This window comes from Bradyrhizobium oligotrophicum S58 (assembly GCF_000344805.1).
GTDB lineage: Bacteria > Pseudomonadota > Alphaproteobacteria > Rhizobiales > Xanthobacteraceae > Bradyrhizobium > Bradyrhizobium oligotrophicum.
Map to the genome: position 1 here is coordinate 6,585,864 of NC_020453.1, position 19,049 is coordinate 6,604,912.

At 65.3% G+C, this 19,049-nt stretch carries 16 protein-coding genes; 8 read left to right on the forward strand and 8 right to left on the reverse strand.

The features are described from left to right. The first annotated feature begins 268 nt into the window (after positions 1–268). From S58_RS28460 to S58_RS28470, 3 genes are all read left to right on the forward strand, one after another. The gene (locus S58_RS28460) at positions 269–1,453 is read left to right on the forward strand and encodes a urate hydroxylase PuuD (RefSeq protein ID WP_015668874.1); all 1,185 of its coding nucleotides are present in this window, start codon (positions 269–271) and stop codon (positions 1,451–1,453) included. A 1,263-nt stretch (positions 1,454–2,716) separates the two neighbouring features. Then, the gene (locus S58_RS28465; RefSeq protein WP_015668875.1) at positions 2,717–3,016 is read left to right on the forward strand and encodes a hypothetical protein; all 300 of its coding nucleotides are present in this window, start codon (positions 2,717–2,719) and stop codon (positions 3,014–3,016) included. Positions 3,017–3,021: 5 nt separating this feature from the next. After that, entirely contained in the window at positions 3,022–3,717 is a 696-nt protein-coding gene (locus S58_RS28470) for a hypothetical protein (protein ID WP_015668876.1), read from the forward strand. A 20-nt stretch (positions 3,718–3,737) separates the two neighbouring features. On the opposite strand, the gene S58_RS28475 is transcribed toward S58_RS28470, so the two are convergent. After that, positions 3,738–4,376 (reverse strand): TetR/AcrR family transcriptional regulator, encoded by a 639-nt coding sequence (locus tag S58_RS28475; RefSeq protein WP_042340278.1) that lies wholly within the window; start codon positions 4,374–4,376, stop codon positions 3,738–3,740. A gap of 349 nt (positions 4,377–4,725) precedes the next feature. Between S58_RS28475 and S58_RS28480 the strand changes: the two genes are divergently transcribed. From S58_RS28480 to S58_RS28500, 5 genes are all read left to right on the forward strand, one after another. Then, the gene (locus S58_RS28480) at positions 4,726–5,847 is read left to right on the forward strand and encodes an efflux RND transporter periplasmic adaptor subunit (protein ID WP_042340279.1); all 1,122 of its coding nucleotides are present in this window, start codon (positions 4,726–4,728) and stop codon (positions 5,845–5,847) included. Further along, positions 5,847–6,920, forward strand: a complete 1,074-nt coding sequence (locus S58_RS28485; RefSeq protein WP_015668879.1) for an efflux RND transporter periplasmic adaptor subunit — start codon at positions 5,847–5,849, stop codon at positions 6,918–6,920. The genes S58_RS28480 and S58_RS28485 overlap by 1 nt, the downstream gene beginning before the upstream one ends. Further along, positions 6,917–9,994 carry an efflux RND transporter permease subunit gene (locus S58_RS28490; protein WP_015668880.1) on the forward strand — a complete coding sequence of 1,026 codons (3,078 nt, stop codon included), beginning with the start codon at positions 6,917–6,919 and terminating at the stop codon, positions 9,992–9,994. Before S58_RS28485 ends, S58_RS28490 begins: the two co-directional genes overlap by 4 nt. 102 nt (positions 9,995–10,096) lie before the next feature. Then, complete coding sequence (locus tag S58_RS28495; RefSeq protein ID WP_015668881.1) at positions 10,097–11,371, forward strand: DUF2130 domain-containing protein; 1,275 nt, start codon at positions 10,097–10,099, stop codon at positions 11,369–11,371. Positions 11,372–11,534: 163 nt separating this feature from the next. Further along, positions 11,535–11,732, forward strand: a complete 198-nt coding sequence (locus S58_RS28500) for a hypothetical protein (protein WP_144058407.1) — start codon at positions 11,535–11,537, stop codon at positions 11,730–11,732. Positions 11,733–11,972: 240 nt separating this feature from the next. On the opposite strand, the gene S58_RS28505 is transcribed toward S58_RS28500, so the two are convergent. The 7 genes from S58_RS28505 to cyoA are packed head-to-tail and all read right to left on the reverse strand — an operon-like array spanning position 11,973 to position 18,908. Continuing rightward, positions 11,973–12,506 carry a response regulator transcription factor gene (locus S58_RS28505; protein WP_015668882.1) on the reverse strand — a complete coding sequence of 178 codons (534 nt, stop codon included), beginning with the start codon at positions 12,504–12,506 and terminating at the stop codon, positions 11,973–11,975. Beyond that, entirely contained in the window at positions 12,496–13,845 is a 1,350-nt protein-coding gene (locus S58_RS28510) for an ATP-binding protein (RefSeq protein ID WP_015668883.1), read from the reverse strand. The genes S58_RS28505 and S58_RS28510 overlap by 11 nt, the downstream gene beginning before the upstream one ends. A 43-nt stretch (positions 13,846–13,888) precedes the next feature. After that, positions 13,889–14,731, reverse strand: a complete 843-nt coding sequence (locus S58_RS28515) for an SURF1 family protein (protein ID WP_042340987.1) — start codon at positions 14,729–14,731, stop codon at positions 13,889–13,891. After that, positions 14,731–15,090 (reverse strand): cytochrome o ubiquinol oxidase subunit IV, encoded by a 360-nt coding sequence (gene cyoD, locus S58_RS28520; protein ID WP_015668885.1) that lies wholly within the window; start codon positions 15,088–15,090, stop codon positions 14,731–14,733. The genes S58_RS28515 and cyoD overlap by 1 nt, the downstream gene beginning before the upstream one ends. Continuing rightward, entirely contained in the window at positions 15,087–15,716 is a 630-nt protein-coding gene (gene cyoC / locus S58_RS28525; protein WP_015668886.1) for a cytochrome o ubiquinol oxidase subunit III, read from the reverse strand. The genes cyoD and cyoC overlap by 4 nt, the downstream gene beginning before the upstream one ends. Next, positions 15,713–17,722, reverse strand: a complete 2,010-nt coding sequence (gene cyoB / locus S58_RS28530) for a cytochrome o ubiquinol oxidase subunit I (RefSeq protein WP_015668887.1) — start codon at positions 17,720–17,722, stop codon at positions 15,713–15,715. Before cyoB ends, cyoC begins: the two co-directional genes overlap by 4 nt. Before the next feature lie 10 nt (positions 17,723–17,732). Continuing rightward, entirely contained in the window at positions 17,733–18,908 is a 1,176-nt protein-coding gene (cyoA, locus tag S58_RS28535) for a ubiquinol oxidase subunit II (protein ID WP_015668888.1), read from the reverse strand. Positions 18,909–19,049 lie beyond the last annotated feature (141 nt).

A 19,049-nucleotide genomic window follows, 5' to 3' on the forward strand; every position in this document is an offset into this window, starting at 1 on the left:
TCATGCGCGCATGATGATCCGTGTCCTTTGCTACGCGAACAGTGCACTCCCTCTCCCCGGTCTTACGGGGGCGCGACGAGCTTCGCTCGCGCTGAGAGGGTTGGGGTGAGGGGCAGACGCACGGGAGGTATTCGTGGAAACACCTGTACCCCTTCACCCGGATTGCATCTTCGATGCAATCCGACCTCTCCCCGCAAGCGGGGCGAGGTGCATCGCGCAAGCGGCGAGATATTTGCTCCAATGACCTGCACAAGGAGATGAGCGCGCGATGTGGGCTTCGATCATATCGGAATGGCTGAGCCTGATCTTCCGCTGGCTGCACGTAATCACTGCGGTGGCCTGGATCGGCAGCTCGTTCTATTTCATCGCGCTGGATCTGAGCCTGAAGCCGCGCGAGGGGCCGCCGCAGGGCGTGATGGGCGAGGCCTGGCAGGTCCATGGCGGCGGCTTCTACCACATGGTCAAATATCTGGTGGCGCCAGCGCAGATGCCGAGCGAGCTGACCTGGTTCAAATGGGAGGCCTACACCACCTGGCTGTCCGGCTTCGTGCTGATGATCGTGGTGTATTATCTCAACGCCGACCTGTTCCTGGTCGACAAGTCGATCCTCGATCTCACGCCGGTTCAGGCCGGCCTGTTCAGCTTCGGCTCGCTGGCGCTGGCCTGGCTGCTCTACGAGGCGGCCTGCCGCAGCGGGCTTGCGAAGCATGAGCTGCCGTTCGCGATCGGCGGCTATGTCTTCCTGGTCGCGCTCACCTTCGCCTTCACCCATGTGCTGAGCGGCCGCGGCGCCTTCAACCAGATCGGAGCCATCATCGGCACCATCATGGTCGCCAACGTGTTCACGCTGATCATCCCCAACCAGAAGAAGATCGTCGCCGCGCTGCTCAGAGGCGAAACGCCGGACCCCAGGCTCGGCAAGGCGGGCAAGGAGCGCTCGGTCCACAACAACTATCTGACGCTGCCGGTGGTCGTGCTGATGATCAGCAACCATTATCCGCTGCTGTTCGGCACCCGCTATAACTGGGCGATCGTCGCCATCGTGCTGGCGCTCGGTCCTGTGATCCGGCACTTCTTCAACGAGCGCCACAAGGGCAATCCATCGCCGTGGTGGGTGTGGGGCGTGGCGGCGGCGGGCATGATCGCGATCCTGCTGTTGTCGGCCGCCGGCCCGCGCGACGCCAAGGCGGCCGCGAGCGCGCAGCCGGCCTTCGCCCAGGTCGAGGAGATCGTGACCTCCCGCTGCAGCATGTGTCATGCGGCAGAGCCGGTGTGGGACGGCATCGTCACGGCGCCCAAGGGCGTGCTGCTCGACAGCACCGACAACATCCAGCGCAATGCGCGGCTGATCGCGCGCAACGCGGCGTGGTCGAGCGCGATGCCGCCCGGCAACATCACCGAGATCACCGGCGAGGAGCGCGCTGTGCTGGCGGCGTGGGCCGGCGCGCAATAGCAGCTCACCTTCGCTGTCCTGCTTCACGTGTCAAACAGCAGGTCTCGTCGAGACCATTCGCCAGAGCGAACTCGTACGTTCTGAAATCTTGGCGGGAAGAAGACGCACCATCGCGTCTCCGCGACGCGATGCGCCCGGATCGTGCGGCATACCTGCCCTCCATCAAGCGAGAGGGCGCAGGGAAGGCCGGACCTCGGCTGAGGCCCGTGGCCCCCGTGCGAAAAAAAATGCACGGGGCAGGAACCACAGGTACAGCCGGACAGACCCGGCCCTCCCTGCGCGGCAGTTTTCACGCTTATGTTACGCTCTCCCCGGTGTCCGGCTGTTTAGCCACCGTCGCCTTCGGGGATTATCATCCCCAAGACTTGACGCCAGCATCGGGGCGCCAGGACCACGCAATTTCACGTCTGCGCCGAACAGCGCTCGTCGCGCACTGCCGTTCGCAGCCACCGCTCCCCACCTCACATATCGTGACGACGCGTACGTCCCTCTTCACGAGGCGGGATGGCGAGAGACAACCACATATTCTGATAAAACGAAAGAAGAATATTTTTTGCTGAGGGACTGGACAGGCCAAATCAGGTTGAAGGGACTTGCGAAATCAGTTTTTCGGGGCACGGGCTCGAGCATGGGTTTGGTACGCAACAACCGCTCCACCGCGAGCGTCCCAGCGAAAGCGTTGGGACCCATTGCGCGGATGCTATCAAGGGATGCTGCTGGTCGTTGCCCGCCTCATCGCGGCCGGTGGCTATGGATCCCGGATCTGCGCTCGCCGACGCTTTGCGTCGGCGGGCTTGTCCGGGACGACAGCGGAGTGTGTGACGGGATCGTACCTCATCGCACCGCCGTCTTCACGGCGAATGCCGAGACACATACCGCGTCATGTCGCGATCGATTCCGAACTGGCCCTTGTCCCTCAAATTCCGTTCGGTGGTCATGAGCGCCGGCTCGGCGCTCGCACGACGCGGCGCATGCACGCTGCAACAGTTCGCGTGGCGGAGACGACATCTATGAGCGACGCTCTTCGTCGAAACATTCTTTGCAGCGTCCGCGACGAATGCGTGAAGCAGACGCCACGACAACCGGGCCCGCGCAACGCGAAGTTGCGTTCCGATGTGCCCAGCTACGATCGAGTTGGAGCCCGTTCGATTGTCGCCATGACCTTGCAGTAAAATTTACCACCGATCGGGACGCGGCTTGGCCGCGCGGAAGATGCCGCTAGAGTGACGTGAACAACCAGCTCTCAGCGAAACGCCCCTCACGATGTCGATCTCCGTCAAAGGCCGGCTGGCCATTGTCGCGCTCATTGCGCTTGCCTGCTTCGCAAGCTCGGTGCTGAAGCTCTATCTCGGGCTGTTGTGCATTTCCCTGCTCGTGAGCTTCGTCGCGGTTGGCGTCGTCGCCTGGCTCGTCGAAAGGCTGGCCAACAAGCGCCATCGCGGTCCCGAGAGACGGCAGGGGCGGCGTCGCCGTTGCTCCACGCTCATCGACGACTCTCGACCGCTGTCGATCCCGACGGTGGATCATGTCGATACACCTTCGACGGCGGGACACCTGCAATGAGAAAAATGCGTGCGGCCGCACCGGCCGCGTTCTTCTGTCTGATCAGCAGCGTGGTGGCCGGCGCCGAACGACCTCCGTTCTCCGTCGTGGATCATCCCTCACAAGACGGGCGCTGCGTTGACGATAACGGCAAGGGCGATCTCGATCGATCGGAGCCGGCCTGTCTCGCCCAGATTCCGGATCTCGCGCAGCGCCAGGGCTCCGGACTGCAATTGACCTTTCGCAATGGCCGCAAGCGCGTCTATCGCAATCAGGATGCCAAGTGTGCCAGCGACGAGGCCAAAGGTTGCGTCAAGTATCAGCTGACCGGCTATTTCCCCGGCGATGACCTGATCTTGATCGAGCGCGGCCACTGGGAAGGCGTCGACTGGCTTCTGGTGCGCGCCGACAGTGGAGATGAAATCGGCATCGTCGCGCCGCCGCATTATTCGCCGGAAAAGCGCTGGCTCGTGTCGGCCGCGTCCAGCCTCGGTCCGTCCGGCCCGCCTGACGGCATCGACATCGTCGCGGCGAAACACGATCGAGCCTTGAAGGATTGGCATTATCGCACGCCGGACGACGGCAAATGGGGCTACGAATTCGAACGCTGGGACAGCGAGGATCAGATCGTCCTGTCGGCCAAGCCCGTCGGAGACGCCGCACCGCGCCCGGTGACTATCCTCCGGAAAAAGAACGAATGGCTGTTCAAGGAGCCGCGCTGATCGCGTGACCGAACTCCCCCTCAGCCCTTCGCCCGCTTCCGCTTCGCCTCCAGCGCGATCAGATAGGAGGCCATCATGTCCGGCAACGCGGCGACGACGACGTCGCGGCTGCGCGGGTCCTGCTCACGCGTGAACAGCAGCGTGCCGAGCACGACGGCATCGAGAGTGGTCGCCGCCTGCGCACCCAACTCCTCGCCGAGCTTGGCGCGCATGACGCGGTCGATGACGGCCTTGAACTCGGCATGCATGGTCTGGTCGTGCAGATCGAGGGTCGCCAGCGCATCGGGATGGCGGACGAAGTAGCGGATCGCCCACCCGATCAGTTGCTCGATGATGTCGGCAGGCGACAATGCCGCCCATTCGGCATCGCTCCGCTGCAGCACGCGGTCGAAGGCCGGCTGCAGCTCTGCGTCGTGGCGCTCGGCGAGCGCATCGAGCATCTGATCCTTGTCGCGGAAGAAGTGATAGACCGAGCCGATCGAGGCGCCGGCGCGCTCGGCGGCCGCGTGCATGCTCACGGCCGCGAGCCCGGATTCGGCGATGAGGGTCGCGGCCGCATCCAGCAACTGCTCGCGACGCTCGCGCCCGCGCGCCTGCCGTGGCGCACGGGGCGTGGTCCGCGCCGGGGCTTTCGGATTCGTCACATCTTTCCGTCGCACGTCTCGTTCAAGCTCTCGTTCCGATCTTCCGCAAAGCCGATCCCTGGGACCTGAATCCCTTCCTCTCGGGTCGGCTGGCCCCTGGACCTCCCAAACCTAGACCCGCCACGGGAATGTTACTAGACATTTTTTTCTAGAAACGATTGTCTAATTCACGCGCTGTCAAGGGGATGATGCTCAGCTTGTTCCCGGAAGCCGTGATCCCAACGGGCGACAGCCGGTCCGGGTTCATCGGCCTGATCTGCAGCGACCGTCCCGCAACGTCGGACGCGTATAAGACGGCCGACGGTCCACGACCGCAGCCGGTTCGACGAACGTCAAACACCGCTCTGGGCCCGAACGTGCAACCATGATCTCATCGACGCGATCTCCACCTTATCCCAGCAGCTCAGGCCGAGGCCTGCTGGTCATCGGCTGTGCTGCGATCGGGCTGCTGCTTGCGGGCTGCGAGCAGAAGACGGCCGTGGCCCCGCAACCATCCCGGATGGTTCGAACCGAGGTCGTGAAGCTGTCGGAGCGGCGGCAGTCGATCACGCTGACCGGCGATGTCCAGGCGCGCGTGCTCGCGGACCTGTCGTTCCGGGTCAGCGGCCGCGTTACCGAGCGGCTCGTCGAGGTCGGTGCGCACGTCAAGGCCGGGCAATTGCTCGCCAAGATCGATCCGGCCGAGCAGCAGGCCGATTTGGATTCTGCCGAGGCCGCCGTGACCGCCGCGGAGTCGCAGGTCAAGGTCGCGACCTCGAATTTCAACCGGCAGCAGACCTTGCTGACCAGCGGCTTCACGACGCGCGCGACCTTCGACCAGGCCCAGGAGAACCTGCGCACGGCGGAAGGTTCGCTGGAATCCGCCAGGGCTCAGCTTGGCACGGCCAAGGACGCTCTGACCTATACCGAGCTGCGCGCCGACGCCGACGGCACCATTACCGCGCGCAACATCGAGGTCGGTCAGGTCGCACAGGCCGCGCAATCGGTGTTCACGCTCGCGCATGACGGCGACCGCGATGCCGTGATCGATGTCTACGAGGCGGCGCTGTCGCTCAAGTTCGACGGCAACAAAGCGGCGCTGGCGCTGCTCTCGGATCCCTCGGTGACGGCCAAGGGACAGGTGCGCGAGGTCTCGCCGACCATCGATCCCAAATCCGGGACGGTGCGGGTCAAGATGGCGATCGAGAATCCTCCCCCCGAGATGAGTCTCGGCAGCGCCGTGAGCGTCACCGGCTTCATCAAGCCGGAGCAGCGCATCGTGCTGCCCTGGAGCGCGCTGACCGCAGCCGGCAAGACGCCCGCGGTGTGGCTGGTCGATGCCGCCGACAAGTCGGTCTCGCTCAAGCCGATCACGATCGAGGACTATGAGACCGGAGCGTTCGTCGTCTCCACCGGGCTCAAGCCTGGTGATCGCGTCGTCACCGAAGGCGGCAAGCTGCTGAGCGTCGGACAAAAGATCACATTCAACGAGGAGACGCGGTCGTGATGACGCCGATGCGTTGTGCCATTCCGTTCGGCGCGCTCGCTTTGCTCGCCGGCTGCAACGAGAAGGCTGCAGTTCCCGAGCCGGTCCGGCCGGTGCTGTCGATGAAGGTCGAGCGGCAGACGGCCAACGCCTCGACCGTCACCGGCACGATCGAGCCGCGCTACAAGGCCGATCTGAGCTTTAGGGTGCTGGGACGGCTGATCGCGCGGCCGGTGTTCGTCGGCGACATGGTCAAGCAGGACCAGGTGGTGGCCGCCATCGACCCGGCGGCGCTCGAGCTTGCGGTGCGCGCGTCGGCCGCCGAGGTCTCGCGCAGCCAGGCGCAGCTGATCAATGCAACGGGGACCGAAGGCCGGCAACGCACGCTGCTGGAGACCGACGCCACCACCAAGGCAACGCTGGAGAGCGCCGAGCAGTCGCGCGCGGCCGCCCAGGCTTCCGTCGTCAAGGCGCAGTCCAATCTCGCCAAGGCGCGCGAGCAGCTCGGCTACGCGCAGCTGAAGGCGGATTTCGCCGGCATCGTCACGGCCGTCGGCGCCGAAGTCGGCCAGGTCGTCTCGCCGGGCGTGAGCGTCGTCACCGTCGCACGGCCCGACGTCCGCGAAGCGGTCATCGATGTCGGCGACGACATCGCGGGCGGCCTGCAGGTTGGCACGCCGTTCACGATGCGGCTGCAGGTCGATCAGACCATCAGCACCACCGGCAAGGTGCGCGAGATCGCGCCGCGCGCCGATGCCACCACGCGCACCCGTCGCATCCGTATTACGCTCGACAACCCGCCCGAGACCATGCGGCTCGGCACCACGGTCACCGCGACCGTCAACGCCGAGCAGAGGACCGTCATCCAGCTGCCGCGCACGGCGATCCTGGAGCAGAACGACAAGAGCTTCGTCTGGCTGGTCGATGCCGCCAGCAAGACCGTCAAGCGGCAGGAAATCACGATCGCCCGCAACGAGGACGGCAGCGTCCGCGTCACCGGCGGTCTCGAAGCCGGGCAGCGCGTGGTCACCGCCGGCGTGCACAGTCTCAAGGACGGCCAGTCCATCCGCATCGATCAGGAATCTCAGCCGTGAAATCCTTCAACCTCTCCGACTGGGCGCTCGAGCATCGCTCGCTGGTCTGGTATTTCATGATCGCCTTCATGGCCGCGGGCCTGTTCTCCTACCTGCATCTCGGCCGCGAGGAGGATCCATCCTTCACCATCAAGACGATGCTGATCCAGGCCAAATGGCCGGGCGCCTCGGCCGAGGAGATGACGCGGCAGGTCACCGACCGCATCGAGAAGAAGCTCGAGGAGCTGCCGGCGCTCGACTACACCAAGAGTCTGACCGTGCCCGGCCAGACCACCGTGTTCGTCAACCTGCGCGACACGACCAAGGCGCGCGACGTCGTCCCGACCTGGCTGCAGGTGCGCAACCTGATCAACGACATCAAGGGCGACTTTCCGTCCGGCGTGGTCGGGCCGGGATTCAACGACCGCTTCGGCGACGTGTTCGGCAACATCTATGCCTTCACCAGCGACGGATTGAGCCAGCGCCAGCTGCGCGACCGCGTCGAGGAGGTCCGCGCCAAGGTGCTGACGGTGCCCAATGTCGGCCGCGTCGACATCGTCGGTGCCCAGAACGAGGTGATCTATCTCGAATTCTCCACCCGCAAGGTCGCAGCGCTCGGCATCGACCAGCGCACCATCCTGACCGCGCTGCAGGCGCAGAACGCGATCTCGCCGTCCGGCGTGCTGCAGGCCGGCCCCGAGCGGATCGCGGTGCGCGTCTCCGGCCAGTTCACCTCGGAAGAGAGCCTCAAGGCGATCAACCTGCGCATCAACGACCGCTTCTTCCCGCTGACCGACGTCGCCACCATCACCCGCGGCTACGAGGATCCGCCGACGTCGCTGTTCCGCTTCAACGGCCAGCCCGCGATCGGACTTGCCATCGGCATGAAGGCCGGCGCCAATCTGCTGGATTTCGGCGATGCGCTGAAGGCGGAGATGACCAAGGTCATCGCCGACCTGCCGGTCGGCGTCGGCGTGCACCTGGTTTCCGACCAGCCGAAGATCGTCGATGAGGCGGTCGGCGGCTTCACCAGGGCGCTGTACGAGGCCGTCATCATCGTGCTCGCGATCAGCTTCGTCAGCCTCGGCGTCCGCGCCGGCCTCGTGGTCGCGATCTCGATCCCGCTGGTGCTCGCCATCACCTTCCTGGTGATGGCCTATACCGGCATCTCCCTGCAGCGCATCTCGCTCGGCGCGCTGATCATCGCGCTCGGCCTGCTGGTCGACGACGCCATGATCGCCGTCGAGATGATGGTGGCGCGGCTCGAGGTCGGCGATTCCTTGCGCAAGGCGGCGACCTATGTCTACACCTCGACCGCGTTCCCGATGCTGACGGGCACGCTGGTCACGGTCGCCGGCTTCATTCCGATCGGCCTCAACAACAGCGCGGCCGGCGAGTTCACCTTCACGCTGTTCGTCGTGATCGCGGTGTCGCTGGTGGTGTCGTGGATCGTCGCGGTGCTGTTCACGCCGCTGCTCGGCGTCACCATCCTGCCCGCGACGCTGCCGAGCCATCACGCCGAGGGCGGCCGGCTGACGCGGATGTTCCGCGCCACGCTCAATGCCTGCATGCGCAACCGCTGGGCCACCATCATCGTCACCATCCTGATCTTCGCGCTCTCGGTGTTCGGGATGGGCTTCGTGCAGCAGCAGTTCTTCCCTTCTTCGGACCGCAACGAGCTGGTCATCGACTTCAACCTGCCGCAGAACTCCTCGATCGCGGAGACCAATGCGCAGATGGCGCAGTTCGAGCAGGAGGCGCTGAAGGGGAATCCCGATATCGACCATTGGTCCACCTATGTCGGATCCGGCGCCCAGCGCTTCGTGCTGTCGTTCGACGTGCAGCCGGCCGACCTGTCGTTCGGCCAGGTCATCATCGTGACCAAGAGCCTCGAGGCGCGCGACCGCGCCCGCGCCAAGCTGCAGGCCTATCTGACCAAGACCTTCCCCGGCACCGACGCCTATGTGCATCTGCTCGACATCGGCCCGCCGGTGGGTCGTCCCGTGCAGTACCGCGTCAGCGGCCCCGACGTGGCCAGGGTGCGCGAGACCGCCCAGCAGGTCGCGGGCGTCATGCGCGGCAATTCGCATCTCGGCGCCGTCGTGTTCGACTGGATGGAGCCGGCGCGCGTGGTGAAGGTCGACGTGCTGCAGGACAAGGCGCGGCAGCTCGGCGTCACCTCCGAGGACATCGCCAACGCGCTGAACGGCGTGCTCGACGGCACCTCGATCACGCAGGTGCGCGACGACATCTATCTGATCGACGTGCGCGGCCGCGCCAAGGCCACCGAGCGGCAATCGCTGGAGACGCTGCGCGACCTGCAGCTGTCCGGATCGAATGGCCAGTCGATCCCGCTCGCGGCGCTGGCGACGTTGCGCTACCAGATCGAGCAGCCGGAGATCTGGCGCCGCTCGCGGCAGCCGACGCTGACCCTGAAGGCCAGCGTGATCGATCAGGTGCAGCCGAACACGGTGGTCGATCAGCTCAAGCCGGAGATCGCAGCCTTCAACGCCAAGCTCCCGGCCGGCTATCAGGTCGTTACCGGCGGCAGCGTCGAGGAAAGCGCCAAGAGCCAGGCGCCGATCATTGCGGTGGTGCCGATCATGCTGTTCGCGATGGCCACGATCCTGATGCTGCAGCTGCAGAGCTTCCACCGCCTGTTCCTGGTGTTCGCGGTGGCGCCCCTGGCGTTGATCGGCGTCGTCGCGGCGCTGCTGCCGAGCGGTGCACCGCTCGGTTTCGTCGCCATCCTCGGCGTGCTGGCGCTGATCGGCATCCTGATCCGCAACTCGGTGATCCTGATCGTGCAGATCGAGCATCTGCGCGAGGAAGGCCGGCCGCCGTGGGAGGCCGTGGTCGAGGCGACCGAGCACCGCATGCGGCCGATCATGCTGACGGCGGCGGCCGCCTCGCTCGCGCTGATCCCGATCGCCCGCGAGGTGTTCTGGGGCCCGATGGCGTACGCGATGATGGGCGGCATCATCGTCGGCACCGTGCTGACCTTGCTGTTCCTGCCGGCGCTCTACGTCGCCTGGTTCCGCATCAAGGCGCCGGAGACGACGACGGCTGCCGAGGTCACGCCGCACGGGGCCTGAGGCCCTGCGAATCGCAGATAATTGCGTGGGATAAGCCGTTCGCGTGGGTTAAACGCCACGCGGCGGCCGGTTAGATTCGGCCCTCATGGAAGGATGCGAATCATGACCGATCCTCAGATCGTCTGCCCCTCCTGCCGCACCGAGATCAAGCTGACCGAGCAGCTCGCAGCGCCTCTGATCGCGGAGACGCGCCGGCAGTTCGAGAAGCAGCTCCAGGCCAAGGAGGCCGATTTCGGCCGCCGCGAGGCGCAGCTCAGGGCGGCGCAGGAGCAGATCGCCCAGGCCAAGGCCGCGATCGACCAGCAGGTCGCTGCCAAGCTGAAGGCCGAGCGCGCCGCGATCGCCCAGGCCGAGGCTGCGAAAGCGCGCGAGGCGGTGGCCGATGAGATGAGCAATCGCGATCGCCAGCTGGCCGAGCTGCACGAGGCCATCGTCAGCAAGGACGCCAAGCTCGCCGATGCGCAGAAGGCGCAGGCCGAGATGATGCGCAAGCAGCGCGAGCTCGACGAGGCCCGCCGTGAAATCGATCTCACGATCGAGAAGAAGGTGCAGGAGAGCCTCGTCGCCGTGCGCGACAAGGCGCGGCTCGAAGCCGAGGATTCGCTGAAGGCCAAGGTCGCCGAGAAGGAGACCCAGATCGCCGGCATGCAGCGCCAGATCGAGGAGCTGCGCCGCAAGGCCGAGCAAGGCTCGCAGCAGCTGCAGGGCGAGGCGCTGGAGATCGAGCTGGAATCGCAGCTGCGCGCGCGGTTTCCGCGCGACCTGGTCGAGCCGGTGCCGAAGGGCGAGTTCGGTGGCGACGTGATCCATCGCGTGATCGGTCCGGGTGGCCAGGCCTGCGGCGCGATCCTGTGGGAGTCCAAGCGCACCAAGAACTGGAGCGATGGCTGGCTGGTGAAGCTGCGCGACGATTTGCGCGCGGCGAAGGCCGACATCGCGCTGATCGTCTCGACCGCGCTGCCGAAGGGCGTCGACGGATTCGACCTGATCGACGGCGTCTGGGTCGCCGAGCCGCGCTTCGCGCTGCCGCTGTCATTGGCGCTGCGGCAGTCGCTGATCGACGTCGCCTGCAGCAAGCTCGCGCAGGAGGGCCAGCAGACCAAGATGGAGATGGTCTACGCGTACCTGACCGGGCCGCGCTTCCGCCACCGCATCGACGCCATCGTCGAGCGCTTCACCGAGATGCAGTCGGATCTCGACCGCGAGCGCAAGACCATGATGCGGCTGTGGGCCAAGCGCGAGGAGCAGCTGCGCGGCGTGCTGGATTCGACGGCCGGGCTGTATGGCGACCTCCAGGGCATCGCCGGCCGTGCCATGCAGGAGATCGAGAGCCTGGACATCCTGCTGATCGAGGGCAAGAGCGAGGCCGCGGAGTAGTCGCGCGTCACCTGCGCCGATCCGAGGTGCGCCAGCACCGCAGCTCGCTTATGCCTTTCCTATGCGGCCGCATCTCGCCGCGTCTCGCATTCCTATGGCATGCGGATGCATATCCATCGCATCGAAGGCCGGCTCGCCGACCTTGTCATGCCGGATGGATCAGATGTCCCTTCTCACCGCTCCTCACGCCCACCTTCACCGCGCGTCGTGGTCTCGTCGTGATCAGCGGGCCGATACCGGGACGCGGGCCCTGCTCGGCCAGCTCACGCGCTTCGCACTGGCGCTGACCGGCGCCTGCGGCCTGCTGACGTTGATGGTCGTGCTGAAGACTGCAGCTTATTTATCGCATCATCCGATGTGATGATCAGATCGCTCTCAGCTTGATGTGAGCCCACATCTCGCGGCTCGCGCAGGTGCACCTCGCCCCGCTTGCGGGGAGAGGTCGGATTGCATCGCAAGATGTAATCCGGGTGAGGGGGTACAGGTCTAACCATTCACACTTCCCGTGCGGCTGCCCCTCACCCCGACCCTCTCCCCGTAAGAACGGGGAGAGGGAGCGCACCGATCGTGCGGCGGCTGCGGTGCGACTAACTAACTGTCACTACTTCACCGGCCGCTTCTCCAGCTTGCGCGCCAATGTCCGGCGGTGCATGCCGAGTCTTCTTGCAGCCTCCGAGATGTTGAAATCGGTCTCGATCAGGGTCTGGTGGATGCGTTCCCATTCCAGCGTCTTGATCGAGGTGGAACGCTCGGCCAGCGCGACCTGCGCGTTGCCTTGCGCCTTGCGGAAGGCTTCCTCGATGTCGTCGGTGTTCGAGGGCTTGGCGAGATAGTGGCAGGCGCCGAGCTTGATGGCCTCGACGGCGGTCGCGATGCTGGCAAAGCCGGTGAGCACCACGATCAGCATCTCCGGATCGTGCGCATGCAGCTTCTCGACGCAGACGAGGCCGGATCCGCTGCCGAGCTTGAGGTCGACCACGGCGTAGCCGAACGTCTTCGCTTTCAACGCTTCGTCGACCTCCTCGAGCGCGCTCGCGATCACCGCATCATAGCCACGCCGTTCGAACGAGCGCTTCAGGGTGCGCGCAAAGCCGTCGTCGTCCTCGACGATGAGGAGAGAGCGTTCAATCTCCACTGGGCTCTCCAATCACAAGCGTCGACAATGGCAGCGACAGCCGCACCGTCGCCCCCCGTCCCCGGTGATTCCAGGCCGAAACGCTGCCGCCGAGCTTGCGGATCACGTTGACCACCAGGAACAGGCCAAGACCGCCGCCCGGACGTCCCTTGCTGGACTGATAGGGCCGCCCGAGCTGCGACAGAATGGCCGGATCGAAGCCGGGACCGCGATCGCTGATCGTCAGCAGCAGCATGTCGCCGTCGCGCTCGGTGACGAACTCCACCCAGTCGCGCGACACCTCGAAGGCATTGTCGAGCACGTTGACGATGGCCTGCTTCAGCGCGACGTCGGAGACGATCGCAGGATCCGAGCCGAACTCGTTGCGAAACATCAGATTGCGGGCCGAGCGCGCCGTGCTCCATTCGGCCACCAGCGTGGTCAGGAACACTTTCAACGTCGTCGGCGCCGAGCCTTCGCCGCGGGCCTGCCCGGCCGAGACCAGGATGTCGGTGACGATCGACTTGCAGCGCTGCACCGCGGCTTCCATTTCGGCGAAATCATCCGCGAGCGCCGGGTCGGCCGCGATCGCCGTCATGCGCCGCCAATCATTGAGGATCACCGACAGCGACGCCAGCGGCGTACCGAGCTCGTGCGCCGCCCCCGACGCGAGCAGGCCCATGCGGATGATGTGATCCTGCTCGACCGCATGCTGGCGCAGATCGGCGAGCTTGGCGTCGCGCTCGCGCAAATTCCGGTTGATGCGGGTGACGAATACGACGAGCAGCACGGCGTCGAGCACGAAGCCGACGAACATGCCGGTGACGTGCAGGCTGAAGGGATCGCTGACGTGATGGTGCGGCAGCGCCAGTGGACGGTACTCGATGGTGAGCCAGATGAAGCTGAGCGCGGTGAGCGCGACCAGCGACCACGACGAGCGCGCATCGAGCAGCACGGCCCCCAACGTGACCTGCAGCAGATAGAGGCAGGTGAACGGATTCGAGGCGCCGCCGGTGAGATAGAGCTCCGAGGTGAGCGCCACCACGTCGAGCATCAAGGCGATCAGCAGATGACGGTTGCCGACGTCGTCGCGATGGCGCAGCCAGATATGGCTGCCGACGTTGAGCGCCACCAGCGCGCAAATGATGCCCACCATCGGCATAATCGGCAGCGCAATGCCGAACCAGAACGTGACGAAGGCGATGGTGACGATCTGGCCGACGACCGCGATCCAGCGCAGCTGGATCAGCAGCACCATGTTCTTCCGGTTCGTCGCATCCCTGGTCGGCGGCGCGTTGATCTCCGGCGTTGCGATCGCGGCCACGGCTCCGATCGGCAGGTTCGGGGCCTCGTTCCTCATTGGCCTGCGCCCGAGATCCGCGGCGACGTCGGGGCTCGATCCCTCAAGAGGCCGACGCTCCGTATCCGCGCATGTCCTGCTGCCGCTGATCGCATTCCACATCCTGCGCTGCCGGCGAACCGGGATCGCCATGCGCGCGGCGCAGCCGCTGCAGCCCGGCGCCGGCCAGCATCAAGGCCAATGTAAACCACGTCAGCGCGTAAACCAGATGGTTGTTCGGGAACGCGATCACGGTCAGCCCGCCGATCGGGAGCCCACCGGGATGGGGCGTCGCATCGGCATCGACGAAGAACGGGGCGACATTGGACAGGCTGCGCGCCGCCGCGATCGCCGCGACATCACGTGAATACCAGCGGTCTGCTGCCGGATCATTGTGGCGCAGGAAACCGCCGCCGGGCTCCGAGAGGCGCAGCAATCCGGTCACGCTGACGGGGCCCTCCGGGTTCCCGGCGCGACGGCTCGCCGGGTCGCGGCGATCCGTCGGCACGAAGCCGCGATTGACCAGCACGACGCCGCCGGCGGTCTGCAGCGGCGTCAACACCCAGTAGCCCGGCCCTTCGATCGTGAGCGCCTGGACCAGCGTCTCGCGATCGTTGAGCAAACGACCGCTCAGCGTGACGCGCCTGTATTCGTCATCGCTGCGGTTGGTGGTCGGCCACGCCGCCGGTCCGGGAGCCGGCACCGCCTCGGCATGAACACGGCGCTCGACGCGGTCGATCAGATCGAGCTTCCAGGCCCGGCGCTCGACCTGCCAGATGCCGAGCGCCAGCAGGACCGCGACGCAGGCGGCCCAGGCTGTCGCAAGCGCGATCGTCGCAGGCCGCAGCGCGCCAGCTTGCCCGCGGCGCGGCGCGCCATCTCCTGCCCTGCTGGCAGGATCTGATATCACGGTGTCTGGCCCATCTCGTGCATCGGCATCATGTTGGTGGTCAGATGATGCATGACCCAGAGCGAGCCCGAGAGCGCGATCACCACCATGATGATGGTGAAGATCAGCGCCATCATGCTCCAGCCGCCCTCGGCCCGGGTGTTCATGTGCAAGAAGAAGATCATGTGGACGAAGACCTGCGCGGCGGCGAAGGCCATGATGATCAGCGCCGTCGCCTGCTTGTCGAACGCGCCGCTCATCACCAGCAGAAACGGAATCGCCGTCAGGACGACGGAGGCGCCGAAGCCGATCAGCTGGCCCTGGCGGGTGCCGGCATGGGCATCGGCCGCGCCGTGCGCGTGTGCATCAGAGCTCATCGAAGCATTCCCATCAGATAGACGAAGGTGAAGACACCGATCCAGATGACGTCGAGAAAGTGCCAGAACATGCTCAGGCAGACCAGCCGGCGCCGGTTGGCCTCGATCAGGCCGAAGCGCTTCACCTGCACCATCAGGGTGACCAGCCAGACCAGACCGAACGTCACGTGCAGGCCGTGGGTTCCAACCAGGGTGAAGAACGACGACAGGAAGGCACTGCGCTGCGGCGTCGCGCCCTCATGGATCATGTGCGCGAATTCGGTGAGCTCGATGCCCAGGAAGGCGAGACCGAACAGCCCGGTGACGACGAGCCAGGCCTGCATCGCCTTGAGGCGGTTCTGCTGCATCGACAGCATCGCAAAACCATAAGTCAGCGACGACAGCAGCAGGAACGAGGTGTTGACCGCGACCAGCGACAGGTCGAACAGGTCCTTCGGCGCAGGGCCCGCGGCATAGCGGCCGCCGAGCACACCATAGACCGCGAACAGGATCGCAAAGATGAGACAGTCGCTCATCAGATAGATCCAGAAGCCGAGCATCGTGCTGTCGCCCTCGGCGTGCTCGTGCTCGTCGACGACGTAGAACACCGGCTCGCCGGCCTTCATGGTGCCCATCGCAACGGTCATGCCTTGGCTCCTGCTGCGAGCAGCTCGGTCCGCGCGCGCTCGGCGCTGACGACCTCATCGGCGGGAATGTGGAAGCTGCGGTGATAGTTGAAGGTGTGGGTGATCGCCACCGCGAGCAGCGCGACGAAGCTGCCGGCGGCCATCCACCACATGTACCAGATCAGGCCGAACGCCATGGTGGTGCTGAGCCCGGCAAGGATCACGCCGGTGCCGGTGTTGCTTGGCATGTGGATCGCCTTGAAGCCGGCCAGCGGACGGATATAGCCGCGGCGCTTCATGTCCCACCAGGCGTCGTTGTCGTGGACGACAGGCGTGAAGGCGAAATTGTAGGCCGGTGGCGGCGACGACGTCGCCCACTCCAGGGTGCGCGCATTCCAGGGATCGCCGCTGATGTCGGCGAGCTGCTCGCGGCGCAGGATGCTCACGGCGATCTGGATCAGGAAGCTGGCGATGCCCAGCAGGATCAGGAACGCGCCAATGCCGGCGATGACGAACCAGATCTGCAGGCTCGGATCATCGAAGGTGCGCAGGCGCCGCGTCACGCCCATCAGACCGAGCACGTACAGCGGCATGAAGGCGAAGTAGAAACCCACGGTCCAGAACCAGAACGACAGCTTGCCCCAGAACGGATCGAGCCTGAAGCCGAACGCCTTCGGGAACCAGTAGGCAATGCCGGCGAACAGGCCGAACAGCACGCCGCCGATAATCACGTTGTGGAAATGCGCGACCAGGAACAGGCTGTTGTGGAGCACGAAGTCGGCCGGCGGCACCGCCAGCAGCACGCCGGTCATGCCGCCGATCACGAAGGTCAGCATGAAGGCGATGGTCCACATCATCGGCAGCTCGAAGCGGATGCGGCCGCGATACATCGTGAACAGCCAGTTGAACATCTTCGCGCCCGTCGGGATCGAGATGATCATGGTGGTGATGCCGAAGAACGAGTTGACGCTGGCGCCCGACCCCATCGTGAAGAAGTGGTGCAGCCAGACCAGATACGAGAGGATGGTGATGACGACGGTGGCGTAGACCATCGAGGTGTAGCCGAACAGGCGCTTGCCCGAGAAGGTCGAGGTCACCTCGGAGAAGATGCCGAACGCCGGCAGGATCAGGATGTAGACCTCCGGATGGCCCCAGATCCAGATGAGGTTGACATACATCATCGGATCGCCGCCAAAATCATTGGTGAAGAAGTTGGTGCCGACGTAACGGTCGAGCGACAGCAGCGCCAGCACGGCGGTCAGCACCGGAAAGGAGGCGACGATCAGCACGTTGGTGCACAGCGAGGTCCAGGTAAACACCGGCATCTTCATCATGGTCATGCCGGGCGCGCGCATCTTGACGATGGTGCAGATCAGGTTCACGCCCGACAGCAGCGTGCCGACGCCGGCCACCTGCAGCGCCCAGATGTAATAATCGACGCCGACATCCGGACTGTAGGAGATGTTCGACAGCGGCGGATAGGCCAGCCATCCGGTGCGCGCGAACTCGCCGACGAACAGCGAGCACATCACCAGCACCGCGCCTGACGTCGTCATCCAGAAGCTGAAATTGTTGAGGAAAGGAAACGACACGTCGCGGGCACCGATCTGGAGCGGCACGACATAGTTCATCAAGCCGGTGACCAGCGGCATCGCCACGAAGAAGATCATGATCACGCCGTGGGCGGTGAAGACCTGGTCGTAATGATGCGAGTTGAGGTAGCCCTCGGAGCCGTTGAAGGCGATCGCCTGCTGCAGCCGCATCATCAGCGCGTCGGCAAAGCCGCGCAGCAGCATGACGATGCCGAGCACCATGTACATGATGCCGATGCGCTTGTGGTCGACGGTGGTGAACCACTCCTTCCACAGATAGCCCCACAGCCGGAAATAGGTGATGGCGCCGAACAGCGCCGCGCCGCCGACCGCTACCATCGCGAAGGTGCCGATGATGATCGGCTCGTGCAGCGGCAGCGAGTCCAGCGTCAGGCGGCCGAAGATGAACCTGGTGATATCTGACGTGTCGAACATGATCGTACCCTCACGAATCCGACTTCGAGGCTGGCCCCGTGATGAATGATGCCTTCGACGGCCGCATCGGGCCGGGCCGCTCCAGCCCGCGGCCCTGCAGCGGCGTCCAGTCGCGCGGCGCCAGGATGGTGGGCGACGAATCATCCGACATCCGCACGTTCTGATCGCCCGGCAGGCAGACGCCGCCGGTCACGAAGCTCGGCTCGACGCCGAACACCGCGCCGCGGGCGGCGAACTTGTCGTAGGCGAGCGGCAGCGTGTTGCGGACGCCCGCCATCCCCATGCCGCCCCTGGCGTCGATCGCCATCATCTCGCTCATGCACATCTTGCCGGTTTCGACGCACATGTTGAGGATGGCGCGGAACAGGTCGCTGTCGATCGACGCGTAGTAGCGAACCGGCTCGTTGGCGCTGGGACGTTCCAGCGTCAGGTAGTCCGGCTTGCCGAGCCGGCTGCCGCTCGCCTTGGCCTTCTCGATCCAGCCGGCGAACTCGGCATCGGACAGGCCATGGAACGCGAAGCGCATGCCGGAGAAGCCGGCGCCGCTGTAGTTCGCCGAGAAGCCGCGATAGAGTCCGGGCTTGTTGATGACGGCGTGAAGCCGGCTCTGCATGCCCGGCATCGCGTAGATCTGGCCGGCGAGTGCCGGAATGTAGAACGAGTTCATCACCGACGAGGCCGTGATCTTGAAATCGAGCGGCCGGTTCACCGGCGCAGCAAGCTCGTTCACGGTCGCGATGCCATATTCGGGATAGATGAACAGCCACTTCCAATCGAGCGCGACGACGTTGACCTCGAGCGGCTTGTCCTGCGCGGTCACCGGACGATCGGCCGCGATGCGGCCAAGCGTGCGATAGGGATCGAGCAGATGCGTGCCCATCCAGGTCACGGCGCCCAGGCAGATGATGATCAGCAGCGGCGCGGCCCAGATCAAGAGCTCGAGCTGGGTCGAGTGATCCCAGTCCGGCGTGTACGTCGCCGCGTCGTTCGACTGGCGGTAGCGCCAGGCGACGACGGCGGTCGCCGCCATGACCGGCACCACGATCAGCAGCATCAGCACCGTGGCGATGATCACCAGATCGCGCTGCTGGGCCGCGACGTCCCCGGAAGGCGCCAGCACGACCAGATTGCAGCCGCCGAGCGTGAGCCCCAGCGGCAGCAGAGCCAACAATTTCCAGTAGCGCACGCTCAACCTCGTCGAAAGGCGGATTTCTGAACGAGGCCTGAGGTAGCGGCGAGACGACGTGCCCGACATTGGACAATTTGTCCAATGTCGGTGCGGCGCCTGGGCAGACAATGACGGGTGCAGATCGAAGGCGTAAAAGGA